This is a genomic window from Streptomyces sp. NPDC104313 (genome assembly GCF_055583985.1).
The window spans coordinates 296,337-311,622 of record NZ_JBVJMW010000008.1 but is presented as its reverse complement, the minus strand read 5'-3'; the positions used below and the strand labels follow the sequence as shown (position 1 = coordinate 311,622).

12 protein-coding genes are annotated in these 15,286 nt (G+C 70.2%); all 12 read left to right on the top strand.

Annotation, left to right across the window (positions count from 1 at the left end; genetic code table 11):
- The first annotated feature begins 229 nt into the window (after positions 1–229).
- Complete coding sequence (locus ACZ60Q_RS21170) at positions 230–790, top strand: YqgE/AlgH family protein (protein ID WP_469636644.1); 561 nt, start codon at positions 230–232, stop codon at positions 788–790.
- Between the two features lie 75 nt (positions 791–865).
- Positions 866–1,162, top strand: a complete 297-nt coding sequence (locus ACZ60Q_RS21165; RefSeq protein ID WP_006124925.1) for a DUF3039 domain-containing protein — start codon at positions 866–868, stop codon at positions 1,160–1,162.
- 240 nt (positions 1,163–1,402) lie between these two features.
- Positions 1,403–2,707, top strand: coding sequence for an extracellular solute-binding protein (locus tag ACZ60Q_RS21160; RefSeq protein ID WP_469636641.1), 1,305 nt, complete (start codon positions 1,403–1,405; stop codon positions 2,705–2,707).
- A gap of 2 nt (positions 2,708–2,709) precedes the next feature.
- Positions 2,710–3,687: a carbohydrate ABC transporter permease gene (locus tag ACZ60Q_RS21155; protein ID WP_469636638.1), complete on the top strand. Its 978-nt coding sequence runs from the start codon at positions 2,710–2,712 to the stop codon at positions 3,685–3,687.
- Between the two features lie 92 nt (positions 3,688–3,779).
- The gene (locus ACZ60Q_RS21150) at positions 3,780–4,622 is read left to right on the top strand and encodes a carbohydrate ABC transporter permease (RefSeq protein ID WP_469636821.1); all 843 of its coding nucleotides are present in this window, start codon (positions 3,780–3,782) and stop codon (positions 4,620–4,622) included.
- A gap of 4 nt (positions 4,623–4,626) precedes the next feature.
- The gene (locus ACZ60Q_RS21145) at positions 4,627–6,312 is read left to right on the top strand and encodes a beta-N-acetylhexosaminidase (RefSeq protein ID WP_469636635.1); all 1,686 of its coding nucleotides are present in this window, start codon (positions 4,627–4,629) and stop codon (positions 6,310–6,312) included.
- A 331-nt stretch (positions 6,313–6,643) separates the two neighbouring features.
- Entirely contained in the window at positions 6,644–7,540 is an 897-nt protein-coding gene (locus ACZ60Q_RS21140) for an FAD binding domain-containing protein (RefSeq protein WP_469636632.1), read from the top strand.
- The gene (locus ACZ60Q_RS21135) at positions 7,537–9,231 is read left to right on the top strand and encodes a (2Fe-2S)-binding protein (RefSeq protein WP_469636629.1); all 1,695 of its coding nucleotides are present in this window, start codon (positions 7,537–7,539) and stop codon (positions 9,229–9,231) included. The genes ACZ60Q_RS21140 and ACZ60Q_RS21135 overlap by 4 nt, the downstream gene beginning before the upstream one ends.
- A gap of 109 nt (positions 9,232–9,340) precedes the next feature.
- Positions 9,341–11,689, top strand: coding sequence for a xanthine dehydrogenase family protein molybdopterin-binding subunit (locus ACZ60Q_RS21130; RefSeq protein ID WP_469636626.1), 2,349 nt, complete (start codon positions 9,341–9,343; stop codon positions 11,687–11,689).
- Positions 11,690–11,801: 112 nt separating this feature from the next.
- Entirely contained in the window at positions 11,802–12,224 is a 423-nt protein-coding gene (locus ACZ60Q_RS21125; protein WP_469636624.1) for a hypothetical protein, read from the top strand.
- Between the two features lie 19 nt (positions 12,225–12,243).
- The gene (locus ACZ60Q_RS21120; RefSeq protein ID WP_469636621.1) at positions 12,244–14,559 is read left to right on the top strand and encodes a hypothetical protein; all 2,316 of its coding nucleotides are present in this window, start codon (positions 12,244–12,246) and stop codon (positions 14,557–14,559) included.
- Positions 14,559–15,212: a hypothetical protein gene (locus ACZ60Q_RS21115; RefSeq protein ID WP_469636618.1), complete on the top strand. Its 654-nt coding sequence runs from the start codon at positions 14,559–14,561 to the stop codon at positions 15,210–15,212. Before ACZ60Q_RS21120 ends, ACZ60Q_RS21115 begins: the two co-directional genes overlap by 1 nt.
- The last annotated feature ends 74 nt before the right edge of the window (positions 15,213–15,286 follow it).

The window sequence follows — 15,286 nt, the reverse complement described above, 5'->3', positions numbered from 1 at the left end:
ACCCCCCTTCCGTAAGGCGAAGGGGGGTGTACGAACGTCATGAATCCGCCACAACACCCTCCGCGCATCCGATCTTGCGGAGGGTTACCGTCCGGATGGTCCGCCGCGTTCCCGCCCGGCGATGCGCTCCCTGTGCCTCCGTGCGCCCTGAGCTGCGCTCGCTCTCCTGAGGGCGGCATCACGGTCACTCGCCCCCCGTGGAGGGTGAAGATGCGGGATCATTCCTGCCATGACGGAGGTGTCCTCGCTCACAGGGCGGCTGCTCGTGGCCGCGCCCGCCCTCACGGACCCGAACTTCGACCGGGCGGTGGTGCTGCTCCTCGACCACGACGAGGAGGGCTCCCTCGGTGTGGTCCTCAACCGGCCGACCCCGGTCGGCGTCGGCGACATCCTCGCGCCCTGGGCCGGCCTGACCGGCGAGCCGGACGTCGTCTTCCAGGGCGGCCCGGTCTCGCTCGACTCCGCGCTCGGCGTGGCGGTGATCCCCGGCGACGAGGGCCCGCTCGGCTGGCGACGGGTGCACGGGGCGATCGGTCTGGTCGATCTGGAGACCCCGCCCGAGCTGCTCGGCCCCGCCCTCGGTTCGCTGCGGATCTTCGCCGGATACGCGGGCTGGGGCCCCGGTCAACTGGAGGGCGAGCGAGCCGAGGGCGCGTGGTACGTGGTCGAGTCGGAGCCCGGCGACGTCTCCTCCCCGTGCCCCGAACGGCTCTGGCGCGCGGTGCTCCGCCGTCAGCGCAGCGAGCTCGCGATGATCGCCACGTATCCGGACGACCCGTCGCTCAACTGAGGGACGAACCTCCGCTCGGCCGAGGGTGACCCTTCCCTCAACCGGAGGCCGTCTCTTTCAGTACCCTTGGCGGTTATGAGCACTCTTGAGCCCGATCGCGGGGCAGGTACGGGGACCCTCGTCGAGCCGACGCCGCAGGTGTCGAGGGGCGACGGCGACCACGAGCGCTACGCCCACTACGTCCAGAAGGACAAGATCATGGCGAGTGCCCTGGAGGGCACTCCGGTGGTCGCGCTGTGCGGGAAGGTCTGGGTGCCGGGGCGCGACCCCAAGAAGTACCCCGTCTGTCCCATGTGCAAGGAGATCTACGAGTCCATGGGCGCCGGTGGCGACAAGGACAAGGGCAAGGGTGGCGGCAAGGACAAGAAGTAGGTCCGCTCCCTCACTGACTGTCAGGCCCCCGGGGTGTGCGATGCCGCGCGCCCCGGGGGCCTTCCGCTTGCCCGGTGACCCTCGGTGACCGGGTGGTCGCGTTGCACGGGCTGCATTCGCTGGTTACAGAGTGGTCGAGACCACTTGTCGTCGCCGGAACGCGGATCTACTCTCCTGCCAGTTGTGCAGAACGAAACGCACGTTGCACATGATGCAACGCATGACCGGTAGGGGTTCCGGATGAAGCTTTCTGCCCGAATTGCCGCCCCGGCTGCGGCGCTTGTGCTGGCCGGCCTCACCGCCACCGCCTGCGCGCCGCAGACCTCCGACACCAGTGCGAAGGGTGACGACAAGAGCGGCACGCTCCGTGTCTGGCTCTTCCAGGAGGTCGGCAACAAGCCCAAGGAGAAGGTCGTCGACACGGCCGTCGCCGAGTTCGAGAAGGCCCACAAGGGGGCGAAGGTCGAGATCGAGTACATACCGGTCGACACCCGCGCGCAGCGGATCAAGGCCGCGTTCAACGACCCCAAGAGCGCCCCGGACCTCATCGAGTACGGCAACTCCGACACCGCCGGATACGTCAAGGACGGCGGACTCGCGGACATCACCGAGGAGTTCGGCGCCTGGGACGAGGCCAAGGACACCGACCCGATCGCCAAGCAGTCCGTCACCGTCGGCGACAAGGTCTACGGCGCGCCCTTCTTCGTCGGCGTCCGGGCCCTCTACTACCGCACCGACGTCTTCGAGGACCTCGGCATCGAGGCGCCCAAGTCGCAGGCCGAGCTGATCTCCACCGCCAAGAAGATCCGTAAGGCGAAGCCCGATCTCTACGGCCTCGCGGTCGGCGGCGCGTACACCTACGGCGCGATGCCCTTCATCTGGGCCAACGGCGGTGAACTCGCGGGCGAGACCGGCGGCACGTTCAAGTCCGGCATCAACAGTGAGAAGTCCCGCAAGGGCATCGAGGCCTACACCTCCCTGTTCGGCGACGACAACTGCCCGGCCGCCAAGTGCGCCTCCATGGGCGGCAACGCCACCGTGACCGCCTTCGCCTCCGGCAAGGCCGCCATGGCCATCGGCGGCGACTTCAGCCACGCGGCCGTCGAGGCGGGCGCGGTCAAGGGCAAGTACGCCGTCGTTCCGCTGCCCGGCGTCGCCAAGGACTCCATCGCTCCCGCCTTCGCGGGAGGCAACAACCTCGGCGTCCTCAAGAGCAGTTCGCACCGTACGCTCGCCGTCGATCTGATGAAGTCGCTCAGCGGCAAGAAGACCCAGGCCGAGATGTTCGACGCGATGGGCTTCCTGCCCACCTACACCGACGTCCTGGACAACGCCGCGAAGAAGGAGCCCTTCGTCGCCCCGTTCGTCCAGACCCTGGGCGCGGGCGCCAAGTTCGTCCCCGCCTCGCCCGCCTGGGGCCAGATCGACGCCTCGCTGATCCTGCCGACGATGTTCCAGGAGGTCGTCTCCGGCCGTAAGGACGTGGCCCAGGCCTCGGACGACGCGGCGAAGAAGATGGACACGGCCTTCACCGACGTGGGCTGACGATGACCACGCACACCACCTCACTCAAAGTGCCGCCCGCGGCCGGGAAGGGCGGCGCCCCGGCCGCCCGCCCGCCCCGGCGCGGCGGGTCCGTCTCGCCCGCGAACCGCCCCGGCTGGACCCCGTGGCTCTACCTCCTGCCGGCGCTCGTCCTGCTCGCCGGGCTGCTGGTCTACCCGATCTACCAGCTCGGCCTGATCTCGTTCCTGGAGTACACCCAGGCCCAGGTCAGCGGCGGCGAACCCACCACCTTCCAGGGCTTCGGCAACTACGCCACCCTCTTCAACGACGACCAGTTCTGGCAGGTCCTCCTCGCCACCGTGGTCTTCGCCGCGGCCTGCGTGGTGTCCACCCTGATCGTCGGCTGCGCGCTGGCCGTCCTGCTCACCCGCATCCGCGCCCTGCCCCGGCTCGCGCTGATGATGGCCGCGCTCGGCGCCTGGGCCACCCCCGCGATCACCGGCTCCACTGTCTGGGTCTTCCTCTTCGACCCCGACTTCGGTCCGGTCAACAAGGTGCTGGGACTCGGCGACTTCTCCTGGACGTACGGGCGCTACAGTGCCTTCGCCCTGGTGCTCCTCGCGGTCCTGTGGTGCTCGTTCCCGTTCGTGATGGTCACCGTGTACGCGGGCATCCGGGCCATCCCGACCGAAGTGCTGGAGGCCGCCTCGCTGGACGGCGCGTCCCAGTGGCGGATCTGGCGCACCATCATGGCGCCGATGCTCAAGCCCATCCTGATCGTCGTCACCATCCAGTCGATCATCTGGGACTTCAAGGTCTTCACCCAGATCTACGTCATGACCAGCGGCGGCGGCATCGCCGGCCAGAACCTGGTGCTCAACGTGTACGCGTACCAGAAGGCGTTCGCGTCCTCGCAGTACAGCCTCGGATCCGCGATCGGCGTCGTGATGCTGGTGATCCTGCTGGCCGTCACGCTGGTCTATCTGCGCCTGGTGAGGCGCCAGGGGGAAGAACTGTGAGCGCGTCCACCGACCGTGCCGTACACGAGCGTGCCGTACGCGACAGTGCCGTACGAGACCGTCCCGTACGCGGTGCCACGCGCGGAGCGGGCATCGCCAAGCTGCTGCGCGTCAAGCGGCCCGGCAGGCTGGCCGCGGAGGCCGCCGCCCTGCTGATCGCCGTCGCGGTCGCCTTCCCCCTCTACTGGATGGTGCTCTCCGCCTTCAAACCGGCCGGGGAGATCCAGTCCACCGACGCCCGCCCCTGGACGCTCGCCCCCTCGCTCGACTCGTTCCGCCGGGTCTTCGAACAGCAGGACTTCGGCCGCTACTTCCTCAACAGCCTGCTGGTGGCGGGCACGGTCGTCATCCTCTCCGCGCTGATCGCCTTCCTCGCCGCCACCGCCGTGACCCGCTTCCGCTTCAAGTTCCGCACCACGCTGCTGATCATGTTCCTGGTCGCGCAGATGGTGCCGGTGGAGGCGCTGACCATCCCGCTCTTCTTCCTGATGCGGGACTTCGGCCAGCTGAACACGCTCGGCTCGCTGATCCTGCCGCACCTCGCGTTCTCGCTGCCGTTCGCCATCTGGATGCTGCGCGGCTTCGTCAAGGCCGTCCCCGAAGCCCTGGAGGAGGCCGCCTACATCGACGGGGCCAGCCGCACCCGCTTCCTGTGGCAGATCCTCTTCCCGCTGGTCTTCCCGGGCCTCGTGGCGACCAGCGTCTTCTCCTTCATCACCACCTGGAACGACTTCCTGTTCGCGAAGTCGTTCATCATCAGCGACACCTCCCAGTCGACGCTGCCCATGGCGCTGCTGGTCTTCTTCAAACCGGACGAGAACGACTGGGGAGGGATCATGGCAGGCTCGACGGTGATGACCATTCCCGTACTGGTCTTCTTCGTACTCGTACAGCGACGCCTCGTCTCCGGACTGGGCGGAGCGGTAAAGGACTGATGGCATGGCACCCCGGAACACCGAGCACACGGACCACACGGACCACACGGACACCGTGGACACCGCGGCTCTCGGTCTGATCCCGGCCCCGCGCACCGTGACCCCGGCGGCCTCCGGGCCCTGCCCGCTGGGCCAGGACACCCCGCTGAACTCCGCACCGGGCACGGAGGGTGTCGCCCGCTGGCTGCGCACCACGCTCGGCGCGGCCACCGGACTGCCGCTGGCCGAGGGCACGGGCGACCGCGGCATCGTGCTCGCCCTCGACGAGGAACTGGCCCCCGAGGCCTACCGTCTCGCCGTCGAGACCGAAGCCGTACGCCTCACGGGCGGCAGCGCCGCGGGCGTCTTCCGAGGCGCCCAGACCCTCCGTCAGCTCCTCGGCCCGGACGCCTTCCGGCGGGCCCCCCTGGCCGCGGGCCGCGCCTGGGAGGTTCCGGCGGTCGTCGTCGAGGACGAACCCCGCTTCGGCTGGCGCGGCATGATGCTCGACGTCTCACGGCACTTCCTGCCCAAGGACGACGTCCTGCGCTATCTGGACCTGCTGGCCGCCCACAAGCTGAACGTCTTCCACTTCCATCTCACGGACGACCAGGGCTGGCGCATCGAGATCAAGCGCTACCCGCGCCTGACCGAGGTCGGCTCCTGGCGTTCGCGCACCAAATACGGCCACCGGGCCTCGGAGCTGTGGGACGAGACGCCCTACGGCGGCTTCTACACCCAGGACGACATCCGCGAGATCGTCGCCTACGCCGCCGAGCGGCATATCCGGGTCGTCCCCGAGATCGACATCCCGGGCCACTCGCAGGCCACGATCAGCGCCTACCCCGAGCTGGGCAACACCGACGTCGTCGACACCACCGCCCTCTCCGTCTGGGACACCTGGGGCGTCAACCCGAACGTACTCGCCCCCACCGACAGCACCCTGCGCTTCTTCGAAGGCGTCCTGGAGGAGGTGCTCGAACTCTTTCCCGCCGAGACCTCCCCGTTCGTCCACATGGGCGGCGACGAGTGCCCCAAGGACCAGTGGAAGGAGTCTCCGCTCGCCCAGGCCCGGATCGCCGAACTCGGCGTGGAGGACGAGGACGGGCTCCAGTCCTGGTTCATCCGGCATTTCGACGCCTGGCTCACCGAACGGGGCCGCCGCCTCATCGGCTGGGACGAGATCCTCGAAGGGGGCCTCGCCGAAGGGGCCGCGGTCTCCTCCTGGCGCGGTTACGGCGGCGGCATCGCGGCCGCCGAGGCCGGGCACGACGTCGTCATGTGCCCCGAGCAGCAGGTGTATCTGGACCACCGTCAGGACGGCGGCCCCGACGAACCGATGCCCATCGGATACGTCCGCAGCCTGGAGGACGTCTACCGCTTCGAGCCCGTCCCGCCGGGCCTGAGCGAGGAGGCGGCCCGTCACATCCTGGGCACCCAGGCCAACGTCTGGACCGAGGTCATGCAGAACCGGGCCCGCGTCGACTACCAGGTCTTCCCGCGCCTCGCGGCCTTCGCCGAGGTCGCCTGGTCCGTCCTGCCCGCCCCGGCCGACCGGGACTTCGCCGCCTTCGACGCCCGGATGACGGCCCACTACGCCCGGCTCGACGCCCTCGGCGTGGACTACCGCCCGCCGGGCGGCCCGTACCCCCGGCAGCAGCGCCCCGGCATCCTCGGCCGCCCGCTCGACGGAGTGCCCCCGGTGGTGTGACCCCCGCACCGCCCCGCCCCGGCCGCGGCCGTCCTCCGGGACCGCCGCGGCCGGCGCGCGTCCGGGGCCAACAACCCTGCCGGCACGCGCCGGAGCGAGACCGCGAACCGCGATAAGTCGCACAAGCCTCGCTGAAGAGTGGCAATTCACCCTCTCCGCCGAAGAGGTGCGAAACCGGAACATCTCGCAGGTCAGGGACGGATCCACCCTTCGCGGACCCTCGCGACGGTCCGATCGGAAGATGTGCCAGAGTTGCCACGTCCGGGCTGTGAACACGTACCGTACGGCGGAACAGGCGGGACAGCCGGGAGACCGGGAAGGGGCAGCTGGGTTGACCACGCACGCACCGCAGGCGATGCAGTCGGTGACGCTGCCGGCCTCGTTGGACGAGGCCGTGGCGGCACTCGGCGCCATGCCCGCAGCCGTTCCGGTCGCGGGGGGCACGGACCTGATGGCAGCCGTCAACAAGGGGCTCCTGCGCCCCTCGGGACTGGTCGGCCTCGGCCGGATCAGCGAGCTGCGCGGCTGGCACTACCAGGACGGCCACGCGCTCCTCGGGGCCGGTCTCACCCACGCCCGCATGGGGCGCCCCGACTTCGCCGCCCTGATCCCCGCGCTCGCCGCCTCCGCCCGCGCCGCGGGCCCGCCGCAGATCCGCAACGCGGGCACGCTCGGCGGCAACATCGTCACCTCCGCGCCCACCGGCGACGCCCTGCCGGTGCTGGCCGCGCTGGAGGCCGAGCTGGTCATCGCGGGCCCCGGCGGCGCCCGCCGCGAGATTCCCGTCTCCCACCTGCTGGCCGGGCGTGAACTGCTGGAGCCCGCGGAGCTGATCGGCTTCGTCCGCGTACCGCTGCTGCACGCCCCGCAGGTGTTCCTGAAGGCCACCGGTCGCACCGGTCCCGGCCGCGCCACCGCCTCGGTCGCCATCGTCCTGGACCCGGCCCGCCGGGGCGTGCGCTGCGCGGTCGGCGCCATCGCCCCGATGCCGCTGCGCCCGCTGGAGGCGGAGCGCTGGATCGCCTCGCTGATCGACTGGGACGGCGAGCGGGGCCTGGCCCCCGACGCGCTGGCCGCCTTCGGCGAGTACGTCGCCGCGGCCTGCGTCCCCGACCACGCACCACCGGCCGACGGATCAGAGGCCCCGCCGCTGTCCCCGGCCGTACTGCACCTGCGGCGCACCGTCGCCGCGCTCGCCCGACGCGCGCTGGGGAGGGCACTGTCGTGAGCAATGAGGAATTCCCCGACCAGCAGGGGCGACAGGGCCACTCCGAGGGCCCGGACCCCCGTTACGGCGGCTGGGAGCCGACGCCGCAGGGCGACGGGTTCGACGCCGACGCCACCGCGTTCGTCCACCTCCCGCCGGAGGACCTGGCGAACATCCCCCTGGCCGCGCCCGGTCAGGGGTACGTCCCGCCGATGATCCGGCCGCTGACCCCGGCCGCGGGCCTGGACCCGGCGGCGACGGGCAGTTGGGTGGTCCAGACGCAGACCCAGCAGGCACAGGCCGAGCAGCGTGCCCAGGAGGCCGCCGCGGCCCAGGATCCCGGCGCGGTCCACTGGCCGGACCCGAACCAGCAGGGCGGATACCGGGGCCCGTACCAGGACACGTCGCACGCCACGGCCCAGTGGAACTTCACCGAGGCCTTCGGCGATCCGGCGACGGCCCCGGAGACGAGGGCGGCCCCGGAGGCGACCGCGGCCCCGGAGGTGCGGGGCCCGGCGTCCGGGCACCCCGGCCACTTCGACCAGGCGAGCCAGCCCGACCAGGCGAGCCATCCGGACCAGGCGAGCCACACCGGCCACACCGGGCAGTGGACGATCCCGGTGGCGGACGGGGATCTCCCGGACGAATCGGGCGAGTTCCTGGCCTCGGCGCAGGCGCCGCAGTGGTACGCGGACAGCGCACGCCCGGCAACGCTTCCCGGCGGCGCCCCCGCCCCCTGGGCGACACCGGAACCGGAGCCGGCGGCCGACCCCGTAACGATGGCGGAGCAGACCCCGGAAACGGAGTCCGCGACGGACGGACCGGCGACGGACGGACCGGCAGAACAGACAGCCCAGACGCCGGACGCGGAGACCGCCGGTACCACCACCGCCGACATCGAGGGCCTCGCCGCCGAGGAAGCCGAGACGACACCCGACACGGCACCCGCTCCCGGGGTCGACGTGAACACCGTGCCGAACGCGGCAGCGGCACCGGACGGAGTCCCGGACACGACTCCGGAAACGGCACCGGGCTCCGGCCCGGAAGCGGACCCGGAGACGCGTCCGGAAACGGACCCGGAGGCCGGCCTCACCCCCGCCCCCGCTCCTGCCCTCCTCGACGCACCGAGCGAGCACCCGTCCGCGTCCTACCTGCTCCATGTGAACGGCGTGGACCGCCCGGTCAGCGACGCGTGGATCGGCGAGTCCCTGCTCTACGTGCTCCGCGAACGCCTCGGCCTGGCCGGGGCCAAGGACGGCTGCTCGCAGGGCGAGTGCGGGGCCTGCAACGTCCAGGTCGACGGCCGCCTGGTCGCCTCCTGCCTGGTCCCCGCGGCCACCGCCGCGGGCAGTGAGGTGCGTACGGTCGAGGGCCTCGCCGTCGACGGCGAACCGTCCGACGTCCAGCGCGCCCTGTCCGCCTGCGGAGCCGTCCAATGCGGCTTCTGTATCCCCGGCATGGCGATGACCGTCCACGATCTGCTGGAGGGCAACCACGCCCCCAGCGAGCTGGAGACCCGCCAGGCGCTCTGCGGCAACCTCTGCCGCTGTTCCGGCTACCGGGGCGTACTCGACGCGGTCGCGGACGTCGTCGCGGCCCGGGAGGCGAGCGCCGAGGCAGTCCAGGACGGGGCCCGCATCCCGCACCAGGCCGAGCCGGGCGCCGGCGGCGTGCAGCAGGGACCCCACCCGCACGAGGGAGAGGCGCTGTGAGGCACGCCCGCGGCACCGCCGTACGACACCAGCACCAGCACCCGCACCACGTGAACCCAGGGCCCACCTCCCGTCGTCGCACCGGCGGGTCGAACGACAAGGAGGCGGCGTGAGCAGCGACGCGGCCACCGCGACCAGCACCGGCCTGCCCAGGATCGACGCCATCGGCGGCGGGACGGGCGCGGGCTCCGGCCCGGACGAGGACCGGCCCCCGCTGGGCCTCGGCGCCTCACTTCCGGCCACCGACGCCCGCGCGAAGACCGAGGGCACCTTCCCGTACGCCGCGGACCTCTGGGCCGAGGGCCTGTTGTGGGCGGCCGTGCTGCGCTCCCCGCACCCGCACGCGCGGATCCTGTCCATCGATACCTCGGGGGCCGAGGAGATGCCCGGGGTGCGCGCGGTCGTCACGCACGAGGACGTACCGGGGGAGGCGAACTACGGCCGCCACGTCGTGGACCGCCCGGTGTTCGCCTCCGACCTGGTCCGCCACCACGGCGAGCCGATCGCCGCCGTGGCCGCCGACCACCCCGACACCGCACGGCTGGCCGCCGCCGCCATCGCCGTACGGTACGAGGTGCTGGAGCCGGTCACGGACCCGGAGAAGGCGTTCGCGGCGGAGCCCCTGCACCCCGACGGCAATCTGATCCGGCACATCCCGCTGCGCTACGGCGACGCGGAGGCGGCGGGCGAGGTCGTCGTCGAGGGCCTGTACCGCATCGGCCGCCAGGACCCGGCCCCGATCGGTGCGGAGGCCGGCCTGGCCGTGCCCCGCCCGGACGGTGGCGTGGAGATCTACACCGCCTCCACCGACCCGCACACCGACCGCGACCTGATCGCCGCCTGCTTCGGCCTGGAACCGGACCGGGTCAAGGTCGTCGTGACCGGGGTGCCGGGCGCGACCGGCGACCGCGAGGACCCGGGCTTCCAGATTCCGCTGGGGCTGCTCGCGCTGCGCACCGGCTGCCCGGTGAAGCTGGCCGCGAGCCGCGAGGAGTCCTTCCTCGGCCACACCCACCGCCACCCCACGCTCCTGCGCTACCGCCACCACGCGGACGCGGAGGGCCGGCTGGTCAAGGTGGAGGCCCAGATCCTCCTGGACGCGGGCGCGTACGCCGACGCCTCATCGGAGTCGCTGGCCGCCGCCGTGGCCTTCGCCTGCGGCCCCTACGTCGTCCCGCACGCCTTCATCGAGGGCTGGGCGGTCCGGACGAACAACCCGCCGTCGGGCCATGTGCGCGGCGAGGGCGCGATGCAGGTCTGCGCGGCGTACGAGGGCCAGATGGACAAACTGGCCGCCAAGCTGGGTGTCGACCCGGCCGAACTGCGCCTGCGCAACACGCTCTCCACGGGCGACATCCTGCCCACGGGCCAGACGGTGACCTGCCCGGCTCCCGTGGCCGAACTGCTCCAGGCCGTCCGCGACTACCCCCTCCCCGCCCTCCCCAAGGACGCCCCGGAGGACGACTGGCTGCTGCCGGGCGGTCCCGAGGGCGCGGGAGAGCCCGGTGCGGTGCGCCGGGGTGTGGGCTACGGCCTGGGCATGGTCCACATGCTCGGGGCCGAGGGGAAGGACGAGGTGTCCACGGCCACGGTCCGGGTCCACGACGGCGTGGCCACGGTGATCTGCGCGGCGGTGGAAACGGGCCAGGGCTTCACCACGCTGGCCCGCCAGATCGTCCAGGAGACCCTGGGCATCGAAGAGGTCCACGTGGCCGCCGTCGACACCGACCAGCCCCCGGCGGGCCCGGCGACGCACGGCCGCCACACCTGGGTGTCGGGCGGAGCGGTGGAGCGCGCGGCGAAGATGGTCCGCACCCAGCTCCTCCAGCCGCTGGCCCACAAGTTCGGCATGTCCACGGAGCTGCTCCAGATCGCCGACGGCAAGATCACCTCGTACGACGGGGTGCTGTCCACGACGGTCACCGAGGAGCTGGACGGCAAGGAACTCTGGGCCACCGCCCAGTGCCGCCCCCACCCCACGGAACCGCTGGACGAGTCCGGCCAGGGCGACGCGTTCGTCGGCCTCGCGTTCTGCGCGGTACGGGCGGTGGTCGACGTCGACATCGAACTCGGCTCCGTGCGGGTGGTCGAGATGGCGGTCGCCCAGGACGTGGGCCGTGTCCTGAACCCGGCCCAGCTGGCGGTCCGCATCGAGGCGGGCATCACCCAGGGCGTCGGCGCGGCCCTCACGGAGAACCTTCGTACCGCCCGCGGCCTGATCCGCCACCCCGACCTGACCGGCTACGCGCTCCCGACCTCGCTGGACGCTCCGGACATCCGCATCGTGAAACTGGTCGAGGAACGCGACGTGGTGGCCCCCTTCGGCGCGAAGCCGGCCTCGGCCGTCCCGGTCGTCACGGCCCCCGCGGCGGTCGCCGCGGCGGTCCGCTCGGCGACGGGCCGCCCGGTGAACCGCCTGCCCATCCGGCCGCAGGCGGCGGTGGCGACGCCCAGGTGAAGCGGTCTTCACTCCTTGCCCACCCCGTGCGGGGACGAACCCGATACGGTAAGCGGGCTGGTGGCCGCACCTCTCCGACGTAGCGGTCTACGCAAGCGGACTTGGGGAATTCGTGACGTTCGAGCAGGAATGGGCTGAACTGCGCGCGGCAGCGGCAGATCGAAGCGCCATGCGGATCAACAGTGCTCCGGCCGAGGGGGGCGGTGGCGCGTCCGACCTGGTGGTGAACCGGGACGATCTCGGCGCTATCGGGAATGACGCCTACGAGCTGAGGACGAAGCTCTCGAAGGACGGTGACCACGCCCGTCCTGCCACCTTCGACGCGGCCATCGCGCTCACCAACGGCAACTTCGCGAGCGGTTCGGCGGTGCTCAAGGTGCATGACTTCTGGCAGACCCATCTCAGGACCCTGCTGGATTCCTGTGCGCACATCTCGAACCACCTGGACTACACCAAGGCCCTGCACGCCAAGGACGATGTGAAGATCGGCGGGGACTTGGCATCGATATCCAAGCTCTCGGAATACATGAAGTAGGGCTCGGGGGAGCACGCACATGCTGAGTTACGAAGACATCGTCGAGGCCCCGCTGGGGAAGCTGAAGGCCGCGGCCGACGACTGGTCGAAAATGGCGACCAATCTGGACAAGCTCGCCACCCAGGCCACCGACGGGATGCAGGCGAAGGCGAGCAAGGCGAGCTGGGAGGGCCTCAACGCCGGGGTCACCAGGGAGTTCATCGGCAAGACCGCCAAGGAGGTCGCGGACGCCGCCGCCGAGGCCAAGGGCGTGAAGACGCTGCTGGAAGAGGGCCACACGGCCTTCAAGAAGGCCAAGGACGACCTGGTCAACATCCGGGACAACGAGGGGCCGGCGGCCGGCGTCAAGGTGGACGGCAGGGGCAAGGTGACGGCGCGTTCCCCGATCTCCGAGGACAGGGCGGCGCGCCACGACCCCGACTTCAGCAAGTATCTCCAGCAGGAGAGGGAGAACATCGAGTCGTGGCAGCGGCGGATCGACCTCATCGTCGACAACTGCAACGACACCGATGTGACCTTCAAGAACTCCCTTGAGGCCAACGTCACCGACCGCAAGGACTTCAGCGCCCCGAAGTACACGAAGTTCGACCAGGAGGAGGCGGGCCGGGCCGCCGGTCTGGCAGCCAAGGGCCGCGACCTCACCCACACCGAACTCCAGTCGCTCAACGAGCTGTTGCGTGACAACGGAAAGTCGGTGGAGTTCTCCAAGGCGTTCTACGAGAAGCTCGGCCCGGAGAAGTCGCTCGCCTTCTTCGGCCAGCTCTCCACGGATACGCACAAGGGTATGAAGGTCGACAAGGAGCGGCTCAAGGACGTCCAGGAACTCCAGAAGAACCTGGGTCTGAACCTGGCCACCGCCTCCCACGACAAGGCCTTCACCGAGCAGTGGGGCCCCGAACTCCGCAAGATGGGCACGGAACGCATTCCGCTGGCCAAGTACGACAGCAGCGGGCCGTACGGATACCAGCTGCTCGGCGGCATCATGCGGTATGGGAACTACGACCCCAAGTTCCTCAACCCCATTGCCGAACACGTAGTCCAGTTGAGGCAGAAGGACCACGGCTTCTTCTACGGATCGAAGGGCATGCCCGGCGGGCCGGAGAATCCGCTGAACCCCTCGGGCGTCAACGGATCCGGCTACGACCCGGTGAACAGCATGATGGAAGCCCTGGGGCACAGCCCGGAGGCCGCGAAGCAGTTCTTCTCCGCCGAACCCACCGCGTACAACGAGGACGGCACCCCGAAGAAGGGTGACGCTGATCTCGGAAAGAACAAGGACGGGCAGGAGATCACCAGTTATCTGGACTTCTTCCAGAACAAGGACTACGACCCGTTCTACGACATCACAGGTCACGATCGTGACGACATGAAGAAGTCCATGGAGTACATGCCTGATGCGCTGGGGAAGGCCCTGGAGGCGGCGACTACCGGGCATGCCTGGGACGACCCATCACCCACGCTGAAGCGTGACGAGGTGACGGCGGGCATCATGAAGGAGGTCATCGACAGCTACGGTTCGGATTCGGACCTGCTCGGCCGACATGAGGCGCTGAAGGACAACTTGGGTCGTATGGGGGCCGCGTACATCGACGACCTCAACTACTCCACGTACAACTTCGGGTCGGCGGGTGACGAACTCGGGCGCGACGAACTGTTCGCGAACAGCAGCGATGGTTCCCAGCGGACCGACTTCGGCGAGGCCGCGACGCGCCGGTTCATGGGTGTGGTGGCAGCCGATGAAGAGGGCTGGAAGACGTTGTCCTCGGCACAGCAGGTGTACGAGGCGAGTGGACTGAAGGCATTCGGGGCCGAGCGCCAGGACCTCGGACTGCACTTCGGATACGGCGGGGCGAAGGTGCACGGAATTCTCGACGAGGCGCGTATCGAGGGCATCCACCAGCAGTTCAAGGGCGACGAGGATGCCAAGGTGCTGCAGATGGAGAAGGAAGCCGAGTGGAGGAAATTCGGCGTCAGCGCCGGAGTAGGCGCTGTGGTGGGGGTCGGCACCGCAGTGGTCCTGGGTCCCGCTGCGGGAGTCGTCGCCGCCACAGCGGTTCCTCTCGTCATGGATACCGCAACCGCGGCAATCAGCACCGGATACGCCGGTGAGACGATGGAGTACCTGAAGCAGCGCGAGTACAACAACAATGACGAAGCGTTGACCGGGATCGACAAGTTCAAGGCCGAGGGGGAGCGCGGAGCTGTCACGCCCCTGCTCAACTATGCGGACGAGATCGGGATGTCTGCTGATGAGAAGCGGCAGCTCGGCTTGGACATCGAGACGTATTACGGGAACGGAAAGACCGCGGTCAGCGACCAGGGGAGGGTCAAGTGATGAGGCTGCGCCGCTACGGGAGACGGATGACGGCCATCGCGGTTCTGGCCATCGGCGGTCTTCTCGCGGGGTGTTCCGGGGGCGAGGAGCGCGCGGAATCACCGGGACTGGGGCAGTGCAGGACGTTGCTCGGTGCTGAGAACGTGGAGGCCGCTGTCAAGACGACGGGCGGCGGCGATGTCGAGGTGAGCGGTACACCTCGGGCCGACGCGTTGGCGGATCGCCTCGTACGGGAGGCGAAGCAGTGGCAGGAGTCGGATCTCCAGCACACCCGCTACACCGGTTGCAGACTGGACGCCTTCGAGGGTGACCGGATCAGCGGCACCGTCGATGTGTCGGCGAAGTGGTCCCTCCTCTCACTGGGAATGATGGACAGCCCGAAGTACAGCCGGACGTGGCGGCGGGCGAACGAATCGGTGTACGTGGAACCGGAGCCCGGCCCGGCTCGCATGAGGTTGATCGCGGTATGCGCCGTACCCGGCACCATCGCCTCCCAGCCGTCCGATCTGCCGCTTCAGTTCGACGTGGCGGGGGCGAGTCTGGGAACGGAGCTCCGGTGGGAGCTGCTCAGTGCGTTCGCTCGGTCGGTCGTGGCGGAGATGGGTTGCGCGAAGCCCCCGGTCATTCCCTCCGCGCTGCCCGCATCCTCCTGAGGAGGCCTCCAGCCGTGACCGCGTCGGTGTCGCCGACGCGGTCGTCGCTGGATCTCTCGCGTTCGCCGTGGGCG

Coding starts and splice junctions, on each gene's coding strand:
- ACZ60Q_RS21170 (WP_469636644.1), top strand. CDS start 230: ATGACGGAGGTGTCCTCGCTCACAGGGCGGCTGCTCGTGGCCGCGCCC.
- ACZ60Q_RS21165 (WP_006124925.1), top strand. CDS start 866: ATGAGCACTCTTGAGCCCGATCGCGGGGCAGGTACGGGGACCCTCGTC.
- ACZ60Q_RS21160 (WP_469636641.1), top strand. CDS start 1,403: ATGAAGCTTTCTGCCCGAATTGCCGCCCCGGCTGCGGCGCTTGTGCTG.
- ACZ60Q_RS21155 (WP_469636638.1), top strand. CDS start 2,710: ATGACCACGCACACCACCTCACTCAAAGTGCCGCCCGCGGCCGGGAAG.
- ACZ60Q_RS21145 (WP_469636635.1), top strand. CDS start 4,627: ATGGCACCCCGGAACACCGAGCACACGGACCACACGGACCACACGGAC.
- ACZ60Q_RS21120 (WP_469636621.1), top strand. CDS start 12,244: ATGCTGAGTTACGAAGACATCGTCGAGGCCCCGCTGGGGAAGCTGAAG.
- ACZ60Q_RS21115 (WP_469636618.1), top strand. CDS start 14,559: ATGAGGCTGCGCCGCTACGGGAGACGGATGACGGCCATCGCGGTTCTG.